Raw genomic sequence first — 17859 nt, forward strand, 5'->3', positions numbered from 1 at the left:
CGGTAGGCACCCGCGCCACCAGCCTTGCTGGCGAGGTCAGATGAGCTTGTCCAGGTGGGTGGTGATTTTCTTAAGCGGCTTGCTGCGTGCCGGGTTCACCATGATGGGCACATTGGTCGCGCCGCCGCCCCAGGCCGGGTCCTCGATGCTGTCGAAGACTTCGCGCAGCTTCTGGCCCCAGCTGTCGTGCAGCATCCGAAAGTAAGGATTGTTCTCGTCGATGCAGACCACCTTGGCGGTCGAGAAGCTGTCCACCTCGTAGACCACCAGGTCGAGGGGCAAACCGACGGAGAGGTTGGATTTGAGCGTGCTGTCCATGGACACCAGCGCGCACTTGGCGGCTTCGTCCAGCGGGGTTTCGGGCGTGAGCACGCGGTCGAGCACGGGCTTGCCGTATTTGGATTCGCCCACCTGGAAGTACGGCGTCTCCGACGTAGCCTCAATGAAGTTGCCGGCCGAGTAGACCTGGAAGAGGCGCATGCCCTCGCCCTTGATCTGCCCGCCGAACACCATCGACACATTGAAGTCCACGCCCGAGCGCTTGAGCGCTGCGCCGTCGCGTTCATGCACATGGCGCACCGCGGCGCCCAGCACGCGGGCGGCGTCGAACATGCTCTTGGCGTTCCAGATCGAGATGCTCTCGCCCGAGTCGCCATCCTTGAGCTGCTCGGTCTGCAAAATTTCGCGCACCGACTGCGAAATCGACAGGTTGCCCGCAGACAGCAGCACCATGAAGCGGTCGCCCGCCTTCTCATAGACCATCATTTTGCGAAACGAGCTGATCTGGTCCAGGCCGGCGTTGGTGCGGGAATCGGACAGGAAAACCAGCCCGGCATTGAGCTTGATGGCAACGCAATACGTCATGGAGCTAAAGAGGGTCTGTGGGTGGGGGAACCCGCGAGTTTAGTCCGGCCCGCGATCTGGCTTGGTGCATTGCCCCCGCAGGGCGCTGCGGGGGAACGGCACTGCGCGGTGGTGAAAAGCCAAAATATCAAAAATGATAGCTACCAGTGCTTATTAGATAAGCGCTAGAGGCCTATTTGACTCAAAATTTGTGCCCACCGACACCGGAAAGCCGTGCACAAAGAAGGTGCATTCGTTCAAACCCCCGCCAGCTTCTTGAGCTGGTACAGCGCATCCAGCGCCTCGCGCGGGCTCAGGGCGTCGGGGTTGATGCCGGCCAGCGCCGCCTCTAGCGGGCCAGCGCCCACACCCTCCGGCGCGGCGGGGGCGGCAAACAAATCCACCTGCAGATCGTCTTCGCCCGCGCGCTCTTCCAGCGCGGCCAGCGCGTGCCGGGCGTGGTGCAGCACGGGCGACGGCATGCCCGCCAGTTTGGCCACCTGGATTCCGTAGCTGCGGCTGGCAGGCCCGGGCTGGATCTCGTGCAAAAAGACGATGTCGGTGCCCGACTCGGTCGCGCTCACATGCATGTTGATCGCGTGGCGCGCCTTGGCCGGCAACTCGGTCAGCTCAAAGTAGTGCGTGGCAAACAGCGCAAACGCACGCGTCTTGTCGTGCAGGTGTGTGGCAATGCCGCTGGCCAGCGCCAGGCCGTCAAAGGTGCTTGTGCCGCGGCCGATCTCGTCCATCAGTACCAGGCTGTGCGGCGTGGCGGCGTGCAGGATCTGCGCGGCCTCGGTCATTTCGAGCATGAAGGTCGACTGCGCGTTGGCCAGGTCGTCCGCCGCGCCGATGCGCGTGTGGATCGCGTCGATGGGCCCCAGGCGGCAGTGGCTGGCGGGCACATGGCTGCCCATGCTGGCCAGCAGCACGATGAGCGCCACCTGCCGCATGTAGGTGCTCTTGCCGCCCATGTTGGGGCCGGTGATGACCTGCATGCGCGTGTTGGCGTTCAGGCGCGTGTGGTTGGCGATGAAGCTGCCGCTGGAGGTCTCGGCCAAGCGCGCTTCGACCACCGGGTGGCGGCCACCTTCGATGTCGATACACGGCTCGGGCACGAACTGCGGCGCGCACCAGTTCAGGGTGAGCGAGCGCTCGGCCAGCGTACACAGCACATCCAGGGTGGCCAGCGCCTGCGCCAGGCGGGTGAGGGCGGGCACGTGCGGCTGGAGCTGATCGAGGATCTGCTCGTACAGCCACTTCTCGCGCGACAGCGCGCGCTCGTTGGCCGACAGCGCCTTGTCCTCGAAAGTCTTGAGCTCGGGCGTGATGAAACGCTCGGCGTTTTTCAGCGTCTGGCGGCGGCGGTAGTCGTCGGGCACTTTGTCCGCATGGCTGCTCGTCACCTCGATGTAGAAGCCGTGCACCTTGTTGAATTGCACGCGCAGGTTGCTGATGCCGGTGCGCGCCTTCTCACGGGTTTCCAGGTCCAGCAGAAAGGCATCGCAGTTGGTCTGGATGGCGCGCAGCTCGTCGAGTTCGGTGTCGAAACCCGAGGCAATCACGCCGCCGTCGCGCACCAGCGCGGCCGGCTCCTCGGCAATGGCCGCGCACAGCAGGGCCGTGCAGCCCTCGGGCGGGTGCAGGTGGCTGAAAATTTGAATCAGATAGGGCTCTGGCGCTTGTCCTGAAAGCGCAAGGTGCTCTGATTTTTGTAGTGTTTTGCACAAGGCGACCAATTCGCGCGGCCGCACCTGGCGCAGCGCAATGCGGGCCGTGATGCGCTCCACATCGCTCACGCCCTTGAGCTCGCCGCGCAGCAGTGCCCACGGGCCGCTGTTGCCGCCCACGTCCCCGGCAGCCCCGTCGCCGCGCAAGGCCGCGGTGGCCGACAGGCGTTGGCGCGCCTGGTCGCGGTCGCGGCGCGGCTCCAGCAGCCAGGTCTTGAGCAAGCGGCTGCCCATGCCGGTCATGCAGGTGTCGAGCAACGAAAAGAGCGTGGGTGCGTCCTCGCCGCGCAGGGTCTTGACCAACTCCAGGTTGCGGCGCGTGGTGGCGGGCAGATCGATCAGGTCGTCGCCGCGCTGTACCTGCACGCTGTGCACGTGCGTGAGCGTGCGGCCCTGTGTGTGTTCGGCGTACGCCAGCAGGCCGGCGGCGGCGGCATGCGCCTCGCCCAGGTCTTGCGCGCCCCAGGCCTGCAGGCTGGCGGCGCCCAGGTTCTCGAGCAGCTTGCGCTCGCCCAAGGCGCTGTCGAACTGCCAATCGGGCCGCGGGCTCATGGGGCAGGTGAAGGCGCCGCCCTGGCGCAGCACCTGCAGTTGCTGCTCAAAGCGTTCGGTCACGCCGGCGCTGTAGATCAGCTCGCTGGGCGCCACGCGTGCCAGCCAGGCGCCGAGTTCGTCGTGCGCGCATTCGGCCAGGTACACGCGGCCCTGCGTCACGCTCAGCCAGGCCAGGCCGCAGCGCGCACGCGGCGCCTGGTGCACGGCCATCAGCAGCGATTCCGTTTTGTCGGACAGCAGCTCGGTATCGGTCAGCGTGCCGGGCGTGACCACGCGCACCACCTTGCGCTCCACCGGCCCCTTGGTCGCGCCCACCTCGCCCACCTGCTCGGCAATGGCGACCGATTCGCCCATCTTGATCAGGCGGGCCAGGTAATTCTCAAGCGCATGGAAAGGCACGCCCGCCATCGTCACCGGCTGGCCCGCGGACTGCCCGCGCTGCGTGAGCGTGATGTCCAGCAGCCGCGCGGCCTTCTCGGCGTCTTGCCAGAAGACCTCGTAGAAGTCGCCCATGCGGTAGAACAGCAGCGTCTCAGGGTGGTCGGCCTTGAGCGCCAGGTACTGCTGCATCATGGGCGTGTGCTCAGGGGCTTCGAGTTTTTCCATATCAATCAAAAGCTTGTCAGTTCTGCCTGTGTTCTTGGGCCACTATGGGGCAGGTTTTTCCACGTTTTGCAACGCCGTTCCAGGTGCGCCGCGGCTCACTGAGGGATTCCGTTGCTACCCATCGACCATAAACGGTGACGAGCCCTGAATAGTTCCGGTGTCTCTGCGCGCCGGATCAGCTGGTCGGCCACCTCGCGCGGCTTGTCGAAATGGCATGTCCGGAAGTGGCGCGCCTTGCGGGTGGACATGCGATGGAATCGGCCCCCTACCCACTATGGATTATTAAGGCGGCGCGATGAGACTTTCTGTTCAAGGTATTTCGGGCGCGGAAATGCTCAGTTTCCTGAGTGGCGGCGCGGATGCAAATGGGCACCCCCCGTTGCGGCGCGTTGCGCAAGGCGCGGGAAACCCCTGCCGCCACTGCCTGCAACCCATCGCCGATGGTGATGAAAAACTCGTCCTTTCGTACCGGCCGTTCGACGAGGCCCAGCCCTATGCCGAAATAGGGCCCGTCTTCTTGCACGCCCGGGACTGCGTTCGCTACGAGTCGGATCGGCTGCCCGACTGGTTTGCCTACCTGGACCCCGCCATCGTGCGTGGCTATGGCCACGACCACTGGATCAAATATGAAACCGGGGCCGTGGTTGCGGGCAAGGATCTGGCCCGGCGGTGCGAGGACATCTTGGCCGACCTGGAAGTGGCCTACGTGCACATTCGTTCCAAGTTCAACTGCTTCCAGTGCAGGATCGACCGGGCGTAAGGCTGTGGGCGCTCAAACAAGAAGACGTTTGCCGTGCGTGGCTACGCCCTAAAGCGCGCACTCCACAAGATAGTCGATGAAGACGCGCACGCGCAGTGGCATGTGGCGGCCTGCCGGATAGAGGATGGAAAACGGCCGGGAGCGGCCACCGTGTCTCTGCAAGACTTCCACCAGGTCACCCCGGCGAAGGTCGTCTTCCACGATGAATCGGTAGGTCTGCAGCAGCCCTGCACCATGCCGCGCCAGGGTCGCTACGCCCAGAAGATCATCAAAGCAGGTCAGGCCACCGGTGGTGCCGACTTCGACGTCTTGGTCATCTTTCCGAAAGACCCAGGGAACGGGCTGGCCTGTGCTGGGCAGTACGAACTGGATGCACTCGTGAGAGGCCAAGTCCTCCAACTGCTCGGGCACGCCGGCAGATTGCAGGTAGCCCGGCGTAGCGACCACGACCAGTTCGGCGTCCATGAGCTTTCGGGCGATGAGGCCCGAATCTGCTTGCGCCCGCGCCCGCACGGCCAGATCGAAGCCGTCGGCAGTGAAGTCCACGTTTCGGTTGCTCAGCTGCACTTCGATCTGCACCTTGGGATAGCGCGCCCGAAAGCCTGGCAGGGCAGGGAGGACCCGGCAGTGTCCCAGCGTCGTGGGCACGCTGATGCGCAGCTTGCCGGCGGGCTCCGCCTGTGTGCCCGTGAGCTCGCGTTCCGCCTCGCTCAACCGGTTGAGCGCTTGTCGGCACTGGTCGAAGTAGCTTTTGCCCCCATCGGTCAGGCGAATCTTGCGCGTCGTGCGCACGAAAAGCCTCACCTGAAGCCGCTCTTCCAGCCGCGCGATAGACCGGCTCACTGCCGCCGGAGTCAGCCCGGCCTGCTGCGCCGCGCCCGTGAAGCTCTCGGCTTCGGCGGCCAAGCAGAAAAGCTCAATGCTTCCCAGCATCACTTCACCAAATTCGCGGGGCATGACTTACCTCATGTAATGAATGAAGTTAACGCGGGTGAGTTTATCAATTGCAAAGTATTCAATAACCTGCGGTTCCCTCATTTGTTTTGCCAGGACCGCCATGCCTTCCCCTATTTCCATCGTCTTTCACAGCGGCTACGGCCACACCCACGAGGTCGCGAAGGCCGTCGCTGCGGGCAGTGGCGGCACGCTTCTCGCCATTGACGATCAAGGCGAACTCAATGCCGATGGCTGGGCGCAGCTCGATGCTTCGCGTGCCATCGTGTTCGGCTCACCCACCTACATGGCTAATGTGAGTTGGCAGTTCAAGCGTTTTGTGGATGCCAGCTCTGCCGTGTGGGCCCGGCAGGGATGGAAGGACAAGCTTGCCGCCGGGTTTACCAACAGCGCGGGCATCCATGGAGACAAGCTCACGACGCTGTACACCCTGTTTTCGCTGTCGCAGCAACACGGCATGCTCTGGGCCGGCACCGCCATGATGCCCAGCAATACCAAGGCGGCTGTTCGCGACGACCTCAACTACCTGGCCTCCTTTGCGGGCCTGATGACCGCTACGCCTTCCGATGCCTCACCCGCGGAGATGGTGGCGGGCGACCTGGCGACCGCCAGGGCGTTTGGCGAGCGCATTGCCCAAGTCGTGGGCCGCATCGGCTGAAAGGATTTCCATGCCCTACGTGAACATTCAGGTCACCCGCGAAGGGGTGACGCGCGAACAAAAGGCTGAGCTCATCGCTGGCGTCACGGAGCTGCTGGTGCGTGTGCTGCACAAGAACCCGGCGACCACGCACGTGGTCATCGACGAGATCGATCTCGACAACTGGGGCGTGGGCGGGCTGCTGGTCACCGAGTTCAGAAAGCACAAGACATGAGCGCCGCCCCCGACTTTGCCGGCGTTACCGCCACGCTGAATCTCTACTTCGACGGCCTGTACCACTGCGACACCGCCCGGTTGGCCCAGGCCTTTCACCCAACCGCTACGTACTACAGCGCGACCGAGGGGCGGCTGCTGCATTTGGATATGAAGCAGTACTTTCCCATCGTGGACCAGCGCACCTCACCGGCGAGTCAAGGGCATAGCCGCCGTGACAGCATCCTGTCGATTGAGTTTGCGGGGCCGGTGACTGCCTTTGCGCGCGTGGAGTGCGCAATTGCGCCACGCTTTTTTACCGACTTTCTCACGCTGGTGCGTCTGGACGAACGCTGGCAGATTGTGAGCAAGGTGTTCCATTTCGACGTGATGGAGTGACTGCCCGCTCCTTCGCCACCGTCATAGATCGCGCGGCGCGTCGTGCCAGCAGCGTGGGTGTGTCGGGGCGTGTCTGCGCGGCTCAGTCCGCCATGGCATCCAGCCGGTACCCGAACCCCCGCACGGTCTTGATCAGCGCGAGGGCATGGCCTTCGTCGATCTTGGTGCGCAGGCGGCGCACGTACACATCGACCACGTTCGTCAGCGGGTCCTCGTTGGTGCCCCAGACGTTGGAGAGGATGCGCTCACGGCTGTACACGCGACCGGGGGCGCTCATGAGCAGCTCCAGAAACGCCAGCTCGCGCGCAGTCAGCACGATGGGCTGGCCGGCGCGGCTGGCCTGCATGCGCTCGAGGTCCAGCACCAGGTCGGCCACTTGCAAGGTGCTGGCGCGCGGGCGCTGCTCGCGGCCGCGGCGCAGCAGCGCTTCGATGCGGGCCAGCAGTTCTTCAAACGCAAAGGGCTTGGTGAGGTAGTCGTCCGCGCCCAGGCGCAGGCCTGTGACCTTGTCTTCGGTATTGCTCAGCGCGCTGAGCATCAGCACCGGCAAATGGTGGCCTTCGGCGCGCAGCGTCTGGCACAGCTCCAGCCCACTCAGGCCAGGCAACATCAGGTCGAGCAACAGCAGTACGCCGGGCTCGGCGCTCCGCGCCAGGGCCAGGCCTTCGGGGCCGGTGCGCGCGAGCTCTACGCGGTAGCCCTCGGCCTTGAGGCCGCGCACCAGGAAGTCGGCCACGCGCGCATCGTCTTCCACGACCAGGATGTGGGTCATATGCGGCGCTCCGGTGGTGCGGCTTTGGCGTTGTGGGCGGGGGTTGTGGTGTTGCCGTCCATCAACGGCAGCGCGATACGGGCCACGGTGCCCTGTTGCGCCACGCTGGTGATGGCAATGTGCCCGCCGTGTGCCTGCACGATGGACTGCGCGATGGACAGCCCGATGCCCGTCCCATCGGCCCGGTGCGCCCGCGCCCTGCGCCCGCGCACAAAGCGGTCGAACACGTGCGGCAATTCGTCCGCGTCGATGCCGATGCCCGCATCGCGCACCACCACCTCGACCCCTCCTGGAGCAGCCTGAAGCCACAAGCTCACGGTGCTGCCGCTGGCGGAGTAGCGCACCGCGTTGTCCAGCACGATCACCAGGGCCTGGCGCAGCCGGTCGGCGTCGGCATGCACGACGACCGCCGGGCCGGGCGGCAGTGCAGCGCCGCCCTCCTGGGGGCTGGGCGGGCTTGGCAGCAGTTGCACCTGCACGCCATGGGACGCCCCCAGGGCAGCCGCCTGCTCAGCAGCGTCGCCCACTAGTGCATGGACGTCCACCGGTGCGGGGTGCATCACCAGTTGGTCGGCGTCGGCTTTGGCAATCAGCATCAGGTCATGGATCACGCGGGTGAGCTGGTCTACGCCCCCCACGATGCGCGCCAGTGTCTGGCGGTATTCGTCCACGGGTTTGTCGCCGCCGCGCAGGGCGATCTCGGCCTCGCCGCGGATGGAGGTGGCGGGGGTGCGCAGTTCGTGGCCCAGGTCTGCAAACAACTGGCGGCGGCGCTGGTCCAGGCGCTGCAGGGTGTCGTGGGCAGCGCTCAGCTCTTGTGTGCGTGCCTGCACGGCGTCTTCCAGGCCACGGCGGGCGGCGTCGGCCTGGGCGCGGTGTTGCTGCAGCTCGGCCGCCATGGCGTTGAAGTGCTGGGCCACGCGGTCGAATTCATCGTTGAAGCCGGTGGCCACCCGGTGGTCGAGTGCGCCGGCTTGCAGTGCCTGCGTGCCCGCCAGCAGCCGGTCCAGCGGGCGCTGCAACCGTTGCTTGAGGTGCAGGGCCAGTGCCACCGCCACGGCCAGGGTGATCAGGGCCATGCCGATGGCTTGTGCGCGCAGCAGATCGAGGCCGCGCTCGGTGGCGGCGCGCGCCACGGGCACGGCCGCGCGCTGGTGCGCAATCGCGCCGTTGATCAGTTCGCGCAGGTCGCGCCCGCGGGCCATGTCGAAAACCTGCGTGAGTTCAGCCCACAGGGCCGGAAAGTCCGCTCCTTGCTCCAGCGGCACCAGTTGCGCCAATCGCGCCTCCACAGCCTGGATGTTGTCGCGCATCAGCTCCGTCACGCCCACGAGCTGGGGCACCTCGGCCGGCATACTCACCCCTTCACGGCGCACCATCTCGTTCCACAGCGCCAGATCGCGCTGTACCAGGTCATCCAGGTTGGCGGCGCTGGCGTACATCGCAGCCACCAGGCGCTCGCGCTGCTCGGGCTGGGCGTCGGTGTTCATCAGCCGCTGCAGGGCCCACACGCGCAGCCGCTGCTTGTTGGCCGACAGGTCGAGCAGCTCCGACTGGATGTCGCTGGCCAGCCGGCTGTGCTGCGCATAGTCGTTGACGCGGTTGGCTCCCCAGTACACAAAAGCGGCCTGGATACACACCAGGGCCACCAGGGCGGCGAATGCCAAGGAGAGTCGTGCGCGGTACATGGGGGCTTAAGCGGCGGTCCAGCTGTGACGGTGGCGCAGATGCTCGCGGCCGTCGCAGGCCTCGCTGCGGTGGAGTCGTCGGTCTGGCGTGGAATCCATCGGATTTACGGGCGGCATCGTTGAGCAGGAGGGCTCACGGAACAAGGCATGGATTATGAAGCCGGCCCCGGCGCGCCGGTCGCACGCCCGGGGGCTTCGCTCAAAGGGGGCGGGGTCGCCCCGCGTCGGTCCGTCAGTTGGCGCTGAAGGGCAGGGACGAGTGGTGCACCACGATGCGCAGCTTGCCCGCGTCATCCTTGACGAAAGCCCAGGTCTTGTCCACGCTGGTCACCTTGCCGTCCTTGCCCGTGAACATCACGTTGCCCATGGTCGTGGCCGAGTCACCTGCAATGAACACAGCGGCATTGGCGATTTCGCACTTTGTCCAGCCCTTGAGTGCAAAGCCCGTGTCCTTGGGGAAGGCGGGATTGCCGCCCACAAAGTACGACAGCGCGCCCTCGCGGGTGATGCGGAAGGTCTGGGGCACTTCGGTCAGGGTGGGCTTGAACAGCACGGCCCCCATCTGGTAGCCGTAGGCGGCGTCGATCACCTTCTCGGCCAGCGCTTTGGCGGCTGGCTGGCCGCTGGTGGTGTTGACGGTGGAGATATCCACGAGTGCCTTGCACCACGCCTGCTGGGCAGCCAGCACTTCGCTTTCCGAAATGGCGTGGTTGACGACCGGGCCCTGGGCCAGGGCAGGCAGGGCGGCCGCGCCCATCAGGAGGCTGGCGACGGCGATCGAGGTAAGTTTTTTCATGATTTTTAGATGCTGGGTTGAGGGTTGAATCCCGCAAGGCTGGGTGGCCGTTTGCGAGGACTACAGTTCACCAAAGGGAGATGGACGCACCCTGAATTCCAGATGAGCAAAGCCTGAGCGGAACATGAACAACGGATGAATCCAGTGACGCGGCGGGGTGGAAAGGTGGTCGGAGAGGATCAGGAAACGGCCAAAGACGAAGCGCCGGCTTGCCCACATGCCTTTGCCGGCTCAGTGCGATATCGGGTTTTCCCTGGGGCGAATGCCCCTGGTTTTGCCGACCCGTTACGTTTAGACATACTCTTGCCTGTATGCTGGCGCGTCGGCGTTTACAGCCGGCCCCGCATGCGCAGCGGGTCCATTTCAACTGTAGGTTTCAGAGGTTTCAGAGCGACCGTGATCTCGTCCGAACTGTTGACCGATCTTCTCGCCCCCACAGGTGATGGCCTGATAGAGCCCATGGCGCAGGCGCGTTTGCAGGCCCTGGTGGATGCCGTCCCTGTCGCGTTGATGGAATTCCGCTTGCAGCACGGCCGACTGCTGCTGTTGGCGGCCAACGCGGCCGCGCGGCGCATGCCTGGGCTGGGCGCAGTGCGCAATCCTGGGGCCGACGCCAGCGAGGTGTTCGACCTGCTTGCGGACACCTCGCTGCTTGATCAGTTGCATGGCGTGGTCCGCATTGGCGCCCCGCTCGAATGCCGCCAGGTGGTTCGTGAACCCGGCCGGCTGCTGCTGGCCTGGGACCTCTCGGCCCGCCGCGTGACCAACGACTGCATTGTGGTCACCGTGCGCGATGCCACCGAGGCGGAAACACTGCGCGTGGCGCTGGCAAGCGCCGAGCAGTCGCTCGAAGAAATGCGCCGCGAGTTGCGCGAACAGACCGACGTCTTCAACACCATGGAGAGCCTGGCCCGCGCTGGCCATTGGCGGCGCATCGAGGACCCGGGCGAAACGGTGCTGCTGTGGTCCCCGGGGCTGTGCAACATTGCCGGCTTTGAGCAACAGGAGTGGGTGGACCCCGAGCGGGCCGTGAGTGGCATCCTGCCCGAAGACCGCCAGGTATTTGACCAGGTGCGCGAGCGCGGCAAGGGCCTGGATGTGGAGTACCGCTGGCGCCGCCCCGACGGCGAGGTGCGCTGGATGCGCTCGCGCGTGCAGCGCACGCTGCCCCGCGATGGAGTACAGGTGGTGATGGGCGTGGTGCAGGACGTGACGGACGAACACCGCGCGGCCGAGCAGTTGCGCGAGCAGTTGCTGTTCATCCAGCGCATCGCCAGCCGCATTCCCGGCTTCATTTATGAGTACCGGCTGCATGCCGATGGTGGGACCAGCGTGCAGTACATCAGCGATGCCGTGCGCGACTTCATGGGCGTAGAGCCGCACGAGGTCACGGCCGACCACGGTGTGCTGATGCACCGCGTGTTCCCGGAAGACCTCGCGCATGTGCAGAAGTCTGCCATCACCTCGGTGCGCAAGCTGGTGCCCTGGCAATGCGAATACCGCGTGCGCATGCCGGACGGCAGCGTCCGCTGGCACATGACCAACGCGATACCGCACCGCGAGCCCGATGGCTCGGTGGTGTCCCATGGCTTCACCATGGACATCACAGACCGCAAGCGCGCAGAGCAAGAAATCGAGCGCCTGGCCTTCTTCGACGCCCTCACGGGCCTGCCCAACCGCCGCCTGCTCCTGGACCGCCTGCAGCGCTCCATCGCCGCCTGCCAGCGCACCCGTAACCTCGGGGCCCTGCTGTTCATCGACCTCGACAACTTCAAGGACTTGAACGACACCCTGGGCCACGACATGGGCGACCAGCTATTGGCCCAGGTCGCCACCCGCCTGGTGGGCAGCGTGCGCGAAGCCGACACCGTCGCCCGCTTTGGCGGCGATGAATTCGTCGTCATGCTCGAAGCCCTGGCCCCGGACCTGCCCGAAGCCGCCACCCAGGCCGAGACCGTGGCCGAGAAACTCCTGGCCAGCCTGAACCTGCCCTTCGAACTGGACGGCGCCCAGCACTACAGCACCCCCAGCATCGGCATCACCCTCTTTGGGGATGAACGCCTGTCAGTGGACGAACTCTTGAAACGGGCCGACCTGGCCATGTACCAGGCCAAGGCCGCAGGGCGCAACACCCAGCGCTTCTTCGACCCCGACATGCAAGCGGCCGTCAACGCCCGCTCCAACCTGGAAGCCGACCTGCGCCAAGGTCTCGCCCGGGGGGAACTGCTTGTGCACTACCAGCCCGTGGTCGACCACCAGGCCACCCTGCTGGGCGCCGAAGCCCTGGTGCGCTGGCGCCACCCCCAGCGCGGCATGATCAGCCCCGGGGACTTCATCCCCCTGGCCGAGCAGACCGGCCTCATCCTCCCCCTGGGCCAATACGTGCTGCAGACCGCCTGCGAACAACTGCAGCGCTGGAGCCAGCACCCCGAAACCGCCCACCTGTCGATCTCCGTGAACGTCAGCGCCCGCCAGTTCCGCCAGAGCGGCTTCGTGGCCGAAGTGCTGCAGACCCTGCAAAACCACCAGGCAGACCCGAAAAAACTCAAACTCGAACTCACCGAAAGCCTGCTGCTGGGGGACATCGAAGACACCATCGCCCGCATGGTCCAGCTCAAGAGCGAAGGCGTGGGCTTTGCCCTCGATGACTTTGGCACCGGCTACTCCTCCCTGTCCTACCTCAAGCGGCTGCCCCTGGACCAGGTCAAGATCGACCAGAGCTTTGTGCGCGACGTGCTGAGCGACCCCAACGACGCGGCGATCGTGCGCACCATCCTGGCGCTGGCCAAAAGCCTGGACCTGGAGGTGGTGGCCGAGGGGGTGGAGACGACGGGGCAGCTGGGTTTCTTGAGGCTGCATGGGTGTGAGGGGTTTCAGGGGTATTTGTTTGGGCGGCCCGGGCCGGTGGAGGACATCGATGCCTTTTTGTTTCCGACGCGATAAAGACAGCCGAAAGCGGGACCCACAGATGGTGGGGGGCGGGGCATGACACGGGTCGGCGAGGGGGTTGGCCTCTTTCTCGACAAGGTGGTGGACGGCAAGGCGTCCGGGGCGCGGGGCTTTGTGCTGGTGGTGGTGGGAGCCTTGGTGGGCGCGTGGCTTGTGGTGTTGGGCGCCTTGCAGTGGCAAGGTACCGAGCGTGCTGCCGACCGGTCGAAGCTGTTGCAGCAGACCGTCGACACCGTGCAAAGCCGCATTACCGGCGGCGGCATGCTCGGCGCGGTCTCATTGCTCGGCCTGAGTGAACCCATGCTCAAGGCCATGGCCCGGGGCGAGCTGCCGCGGGACGATCCCGAAGCGCTGGCGCGGCTGGGTGTGGCCCGCGGGCGGTTTTTGGTGAACGGGGTGTATGTGATGTCCGCCGACGGCACCGTCGTGGCCCACGAAACGCCCGGCACCCGGTCTACCGGCATCAACCTGGCGTTTCGGCCGTATTTCCAGCAGGCGATCCGGGGCGCGGTCAGCATCCATGCCGCCATCGGCAGCAATTCGCAGGAGCGGGGCCTGTATTACGCCGCGCCGCTGTACGAGGGCGACTCACCCGCGAGTTCCATCATTGGCGTGGTGATGTTCAAGGTCGGGTTCGAGGCCGTGGACGAAGTCCTCAAGCGCAACGACATGCCGACAGTGCTGCTGTCTCCGCAGGGGGTGGTGTTTGCCTCCACCCGGCCCGATTGGCTGTTCACCATGGCCCCGCCGCTCACCCAGGCGCGCATCGATGCCATCCGCGCGTCGCGCCAGTTCGGCAACCAGTTCGACAAGGGCATGGCGTCGGCCCTGCCGTTTGCACCCGATGCGGCCGAAGTGGTCCTCAATGGAGTGACCTATGCGGTGGAGCGCCGCAGTGTCGACTGGGGCGATCCTGGCGGGCAGTGGCAGGTGGCGATGCTCGATGACGTGAGCGCACTGATGCCGGTGGCCCAGCGTCTGCAAGTGGGCGGCGCCGCCTTTGTGGTGCTGTGCCTGATGGGCCTGCTGCTGCTCGACCTGCTGCGCAGCCGCGCGCGGGTGGCTGCGGCGCTGGAGCGTTTCAGGGTGCTGGGCGCTGCGTTGCAGAGCAGCCCCGTGTCGGTGGTGATCACCGATGGCGATGGCCGCGTCGACTGGGTCAACCCCCAGTACGAACGCAATACGGGCTACACCCTGGAAGAGGTGCGGGGCAAGAAACCGTCGCTGGTCGCGAGTGGCCAGACCTCGGCGCAGACGTACCAGGACATGTGGTCCACGTTGCTCTCGGGCCGCTCGTGGCAAGGCCAGTTCGTGAACCGCCGCAAGGACGGAAGCATCTACTACGACGAGGCCACGCTGTCGCCTGTGTTCGATGAGCGCGGCAGGCGGATCGCCATTGTCGGCCTGCACGAGGATGTGTCCGAGCGCTTCCAGGCCCAGTCGGAGCTGGAGCGCCGCGAGCGGTTGCTTAATGAACTGCTGGAGCAACAGACCGCGATCTTCGACAACGCGCCGCCCATCGTCCTCGTGGGCGACGGGAAGTTCCGGCAGTTCAACCCTGCGTTCCTGGAACTCATGGGAGGCACCGCCGCGGACCTGCAAGGGCTTGGCGTGGCGACGCTGCTGGGGCAGGGTGTCCGCGCCAAACGCTTCTACGCCGATGTGGGGCCGGTGCTGATCGCGGGGCAGGCGGTGCGCCAGGTCAACACGCTGTTTCGCCTGGACGGGCGCAGCTTCGAGGCGCGCATGGCCGGCCGCAGCGTGCAGATGGACGGTTACCGGAATGCCTCCATCTGGGTGATTGAGGACGTCAGCGAGCAGCGGCGGGCGGAGATCGCCATGGAGCAAGCCAAGGAACGGCTGGAGCTGGCGCAAGAGGCCGGCAAGATCGGCGTGTTCGACATCGACCTCATCGCTGACAAGGCGCTGTGGAGCGACAAGCTGGTGGCCATGATGGGGCTGCCTGCAGGGAGCGCCGAGCGCAGCCAAGCCGAGTGGCGTGAGCGCTTGCACCCGGAAGACCGCGACCGTGCCCTCAACAATTTCTACAACGTGATGGCCAGTGGTGCCATGGACTTGCGCGACTCCTGGCGCATCGTGCGGCCCGATGGCGAAACCCGCTGGTTCTTGTCTGCGGCCCGGGTGTTTCGCGACGACAGGGGCACGGCGGTGCGGGTGGTCGGCGTCAATGTGGACATTCACGACCAGAAGCTGCTCGAAGCCAAGGTGGCCGAGCAGCTCGATTTTCAGCAGGCGCTCATCGACGCCATCCCGGTGCCGCTGTTCTACAAGGGCGCGGACGGGCGGTACATCGGATTCAACCGCGCCTACGAGCATGCCTTTGGCGTCCAGCGCGAAGCCTTGATCGGCAAAACGGTGCTCGACCTGGCTTTTTTGCCGGAGTCCGAGCGCGAGCGCTTTGACGCCGATGCCGAGCAGGCCCTGCAGGGGGTGCAGTCGGTGCACAAAGAGGTGGACCTACCGTACGCCGACGGGAAAATCCACCACACGCTGTTCTGGCTGCATGGTTTCTCGCGGCCCGATGGTTCCTCGGGTGGCGCCATCGGCACGTTTGTGGACATCACCGACCGCCAGCGCGCAGAGGAGGACTTGCGCCGCGCCAAGGAACTGGCGGAGGAATCCACCGCGCTCAAGTCCAACTTCCTGGCCAATATGAGCCACGAGATCCGCACCCCGATGAACGCCATCATCGGCATGTCGCACCTCGCGCTCAAATCCGGCCTTTCGCCGCGCCAACACGATTACGTCAGCAAGATCCAGCAGGCGGGCCAGCACCTTTTGGGGGTGATCAACGACATCCTCGATTTTTCCAAGATCGAGGCCGGCAAGCTCACGGTCGAGAAGCAACCTTTTGTGCTCGACCGCATGCTCGAGAGCGTGTCCGATGTCGTGGGATACAAGGCCGGTGCCAAGGGGCTGGAGCTGGTGTGCGATGTGGCGGCCGACGTGCCACCCAACCTGGTGGGCGATTCGCTGCGCCTGGGGCAGATCCTCATCAACTTTGCGAACAACGCCATCAAGTTCACCGAATCCGGCGAGATCAGCATTGCCGTGCGGCTGCTGGAGGCTGCCGGCAACCGCGTGATGCTTCGTTTTGAGGTGCGCGACACAGGCATCGGCCTCACGCAGGACCAGATGGGACGGTTGTTCCAGAGCTTCCAGCAGGCCGATACCTCTACCACGCGCCGCTATGGCGGCACGGGCCTCGGTCTGGCAATCTGCAAGAGCCTGGCGGAGCTGATGGGGGGCGAGGTCGGCGTGGAGAGCACCTATGGCAAAGGTTCCACCTTCTGGGTGGCTGTGCCGCTCGAGCGCGGTGCGGTGGCCCGGTTGTTGTTGCCACCGCCTGACCTGCGCGGGCGCCGCGTGCTGGTGGTCGACGACAACCACACGGCGGCCACGGTGCTGTCCGACATGCTGCAGGCCATGGGCTTCGAGGTGGAGCAGGCGTATTCGGGGCTGGAGGCGCTCGACAGGCTGCGCGAGTCCATGGTGCAGCACCAGCCTTTCGGTCTGCTGTTGCTGGACTGGCGCATGCCGGGCATGGACGGCATTCAGTTGGCCGGCCACATCCGCGGCCTGGGCATGGCGCAGGTACCCAAGATGCTCATGGTTACGGCCTACGGGCGCGAAGACGTGATGCGCGCCGCCCGCGCCCAGGGCATCGAGACGGTGCTCATCAAGCCCGTGAATGCATCGCTGCTGTTCGACACGCTGATGCAGCCGCAGGAGCACTCCACCTACAGCCCGCCCCGCGTGATCACTCCCGCGCCGACGGCCGACGAGTTGCCGCTGTCCATTCGCGGTGCGTCTGTCCTGCTGGTGGAAGACAACGAACTGAACCAGATGGTGGCGGTAGAGCTTTTGGTGGAGGCCGGGTTTTCGGTGGACGTTGCCGAGAACGGGCAGATGGCCATCGACCGCATCGAGCGCAAATCGTATGACGTGGTGCTGATGGACATGCAGATGCCGGTGATGGACGGTGAAACCGCCACGCGCCAGTTGCGCAGCGACCCGCGGCATGCCCACCTGCCCATCGTGGCGATGACGGCCAACGCTATGGAAGCGGACCGCCAGCGCTGCTTTGCCGCCGGCATGAACGACCATGTGGCCAAACCCATCGAGCCCGCGGCGTTGTGGGCGGCCCTCATCCGGTGGATTCGGCCGCGGCCGGGGCTGGGCCAGCCGGCCGAGGGTATGGCGGCCCCGTCCGGCCCGGGCCAGGATGGCGCTGTATCCGCGTCCGCCGGGGGCGAGGCGACCGCGTTGCCCGCGGCCGATGCCGTGCCAGCGCAACCTTTCCCGCAGGTGGCGGGGCTGGACACGGCATTGGGCCTGCAACGTGCGCTGGGCAAACCCGGTCTGTACGCCGAGATGTTGCGCCGGTTTGTGCAAGGACAGGCGACGGTGGTTGCCGCCATCCGCGAGGCGCGGGGCAGTGGCGATGGGGTGGTGGCCGAGCGTTTGGCACACACGCTGCGCTCGGTGGCGGCCAATATCGGCGCCCAGGCGGTGGCGGACCACGCCCAGGCGCTGGAGCAGGCCATCCGCAACCGGCAGGCGGGCGTCAAGGTGGATGCCTTGCTTGCGGCGGTGGATGCGGCGCTCCACCCACTTTTGAGCGGATTGGGGGCCTGGAGTAAAGGCCAGGTACAGGACGGCGTGCACGCAGCGCCCGCAGTAACAAGCCCCGACGGGCTGGACCCCGCCGACGCGGTGCGGCGCCTGCGCGGCCTTCTGGAGCGCGATGATGCTGCAGCGCCGGAGTTTTTCCAACACAATGCCTCTGTGCTGATGTCCGCGCTGGGGAACGCCTTCACGCTGGTCGAAATGCACACCCTGAATTTTGATTTTGAGCAGGCCCTGGAGGCCTTGGACGCAGCGCCGTCCTCCGAACCGTCGGCCGCTGAAACCCCTTGAGTGACACAACACGCAG

12 protein-coding genes are annotated in these 17859 nt (G+C 65.7%); 6 read left to right on the top strand and 6 right to left on the bottom strand.

Annotated features, from left to right (window positions below; translation table 11 throughout):
- Nucleotides 1-36 precede the first annotated feature (36 nt).
- Nucleotides 37-864 (bottom strand): peptidase, encoded by an 828-nt coding sequence (locus tag ACSQ3Q_RS07325; protein WP_436133741.1) that lies wholly within the window; start codon nt 862-864, stop codon nt 37-39.
- A gap of 236 nt (nt 865-1100) precedes the next feature.
- The gene (gene mutS / locus ACSQ3Q_RS07330) at nt 1101-3734 is read right to left on the bottom strand and encodes a DNA mismatch repair protein MutS (protein ID WP_436133742.1); all 2634 of its coding nucleotides are present in this window, start codon (nt 3732-3734) and stop codon (nt 1101-1103) included.
- 295 nt (nt 3735-4029) lie between these two features.
- Between mutS and ACSQ3Q_RS07335 the strand changes: the two genes are divergently transcribed.
- Nucleotides 4030-4494, top strand: a complete 465-nt coding sequence (locus ACSQ3Q_RS07335; protein WP_436133743.1) for a DUF1203 domain-containing protein — start codon at nt 4030-4032, stop codon at nt 4492-4494.
- 48 nt (nt 4495-4542) lie between these two features.
- On the opposite strand, the gene ACSQ3Q_RS07340 is transcribed toward ACSQ3Q_RS07335, so the two are convergent.
- A complete protein-coding gene (locus tag ACSQ3Q_RS07340; protein ID WP_436133744.1) occupies nt 4543-5451 on the bottom strand; it encodes a LysR family transcriptional regulator in 909 nt (302 codons plus the stop codon).
- A gap of 100 nt (nt 5452-5551) precedes the next feature.
- Between ACSQ3Q_RS07340 and ACSQ3Q_RS07345 the strand changes: the two genes are divergently transcribed.
- Genes ACSQ3Q_RS07345 through ACSQ3Q_RS07355 form a run of 3 tightly spaced genes read left to right on the top strand, consistent with a single transcriptional unit; the run spans nt 5552 to nt 6697 of the window.
- Nucleotides 5552-6106, top strand: coding sequence for a flavodoxin family protein (locus tag ACSQ3Q_RS07345; RefSeq protein ID WP_436133745.1), 555 nt, complete (start codon nt 5552-5554; stop codon nt 6104-6106).
- A gap of 10 nt (nt 6107-6116) precedes the next feature.
- Nucleotides 6117-6320, top strand: a complete 204-nt coding sequence (locus ACSQ3Q_RS07350) for a tautomerase family protein (RefSeq protein ID WP_436133746.1) — start codon at nt 6117-6119, stop codon at nt 6318-6320.
- The gene (locus tag ACSQ3Q_RS07355) at nt 6317-6697 is read left to right on the top strand and encodes a nuclear transport factor 2 family protein (RefSeq protein WP_436133747.1); all 381 of its coding nucleotides are present in this window, start codon (nt 6317-6319) and stop codon (nt 6695-6697) included. The genes ACSQ3Q_RS07350 and ACSQ3Q_RS07355 overlap by 4 nt, the downstream gene beginning before the upstream one ends.
- An 82-nt stretch (nt 6698-6779) precedes the next feature.
- On the opposite strand, the gene ACSQ3Q_RS07360 is transcribed toward ACSQ3Q_RS07355, so the two are convergent.
- The 3 genes from ACSQ3Q_RS07360 to ACSQ3Q_RS07370 all read right to left on the bottom strand — a co-directional run bounded on the left by ACSQ3Q_RS07360 (nt 6780) and on the right by ACSQ3Q_RS07370 (nt 9953).
- On the bottom strand, nt 6780-7469 hold the full coding sequence (locus ACSQ3Q_RS07360) for a response regulator transcription factor (RefSeq protein ID WP_436133748.1): 690 nt from the start codon (nt 7467-7469) through the stop codon (nt 6780-6782).
- Nucleotides 7466-9157, bottom strand: a complete 1692-nt coding sequence (locus tag ACSQ3Q_RS07365) for a sensor histidine kinase (RefSeq protein WP_436133749.1) — start codon at nt 9155-9157, stop codon at nt 7466-7468. The genes ACSQ3Q_RS07360 and ACSQ3Q_RS07365 overlap by 4 nt, the downstream gene beginning before the upstream one ends.
- Before the next feature lie 232 nt (nt 9158-9389).
- Nucleotides 9390-9953: a hypothetical protein gene (locus tag ACSQ3Q_RS07370; protein WP_436133750.1), complete on the bottom strand. Its 564-nt coding sequence runs from the start codon at nt 9951-9953 to the stop codon at nt 9390-9392.
- 396 nt (nt 9954-10349) lie between these two features.
- Here ACSQ3Q_RS07370 and ACSQ3Q_RS07375 point away from each other — a divergent pair, with 396 nt between their 5' ends.
- Together ACSQ3Q_RS07375 and ACSQ3Q_RS07380 are read left to right on the top strand one after the other, a co-directional pair.
- Nucleotides 10350-12896, top strand: coding sequence for a putative bifunctional diguanylate cyclase/phosphodiesterase (locus tag ACSQ3Q_RS07375; RefSeq protein WP_436133751.1), 2547 nt, complete (start codon nt 10350-10352; stop codon nt 12894-12896).
- 42 nt (nt 12897-12938) lie between these two features.
- On the top strand, nt 12939-17843 hold the full coding sequence (locus tag ACSQ3Q_RS07380; protein ID WP_436133752.1) for a PAS domain S-box protein: 4905 nt from the start codon (nt 12939-12941) through the stop codon (nt 17841-17843).
- The last annotated feature ends 16 nt before the right edge of the window (nt 17844-17859 follow it).

Source organism: Acidovorax sp. LjRoot129 (assembly GCF_964253765.1).
Lineage (GTDB): Bacteria > Pseudomonadota > Gammaproteobacteria > Burkholderiales > Burkholderiaceae_C > Acidovorax.

What these genes read in the sequence shown, in the direction of transcription:
- ACSQ3Q_RS07360 (WP_436133748.1), bottom strand. Translation starts at nt 7,469, where the DNA reads ATGACCCACATCCTGGTCGTGGAAGACGATGCGCGCGTGGCCGACTTC.
- ACSQ3Q_RS07345 (WP_436133745.1), top strand. Translation starts at nt 5,552, where the DNA reads ATGCCTTCCCCTATTTCCATCGTCTTTCACAGCGGCTACGGCCACACC.
- ACSQ3Q_RS07370 (WP_436133750.1), bottom strand. Translation starts at nt 9,953, where the DNA reads ATGAAAAAACTTACCTCGATCGCCGTCGCCAGCCTCCTGATGGGCGCG.
- ACSQ3Q_RS07335 (WP_436133743.1), top strand. Translation starts at nt 4,030, where the DNA reads ATGAGACTTTCTGTTCAAGGTATTTCGGGCGCGGAAATGCTCAGTTTC.
- ACSQ3Q_RS07355 (WP_436133747.1), top strand. Translation starts at nt 6,317, where the DNA reads ATGAGCGCCGCCCCCGACTTTGCCGGCGTTACCGCCACGCTGAATCTC.
- ACSQ3Q_RS07325 (WP_436133741.1), bottom strand. Translation starts at nt 864, where the DNA reads ATGACGTATTGCGTTGCCATCAAGCTCAATGCCGGGCTGGTTTTCCTG.
- mutS (WP_436133742.1), bottom strand. Translation starts at nt 3,734, where the DNA reads ATGGAAAAACTCGAAGCCCCTGAGCACACGCCCATGATGCAGCAGTAC.
- ACSQ3Q_RS07350 (WP_436133746.1), top strand. Translation starts at nt 6,117, where the DNA reads ATGCCCTACGTGAACATTCAGGTCACCCGCGAAGGGGTGACGCGCGAA.
- ACSQ3Q_RS07380 (WP_436133752.1), top strand. Translation starts at nt 12,939, where the DNA reads ATGACACGGGTCGGCGAGGGGGTTGGCCTCTTTCTCGACAAGGTGGTG.
- ACSQ3Q_RS07340 (WP_436133744.1), bottom strand. Translation starts at nt 5,451, where the DNA reads ATGCCCCGCGAATTTGGTGAAGTGATGCTGGGAAGCATTGAGCTTTTC.
- ACSQ3Q_RS07365 (WP_436133749.1), bottom strand. Translation starts at nt 9,157, where the DNA reads ATGTACCGCGCACGACTCTCCTTGGCATTCGCCGCCCTGGTGGCCCTG.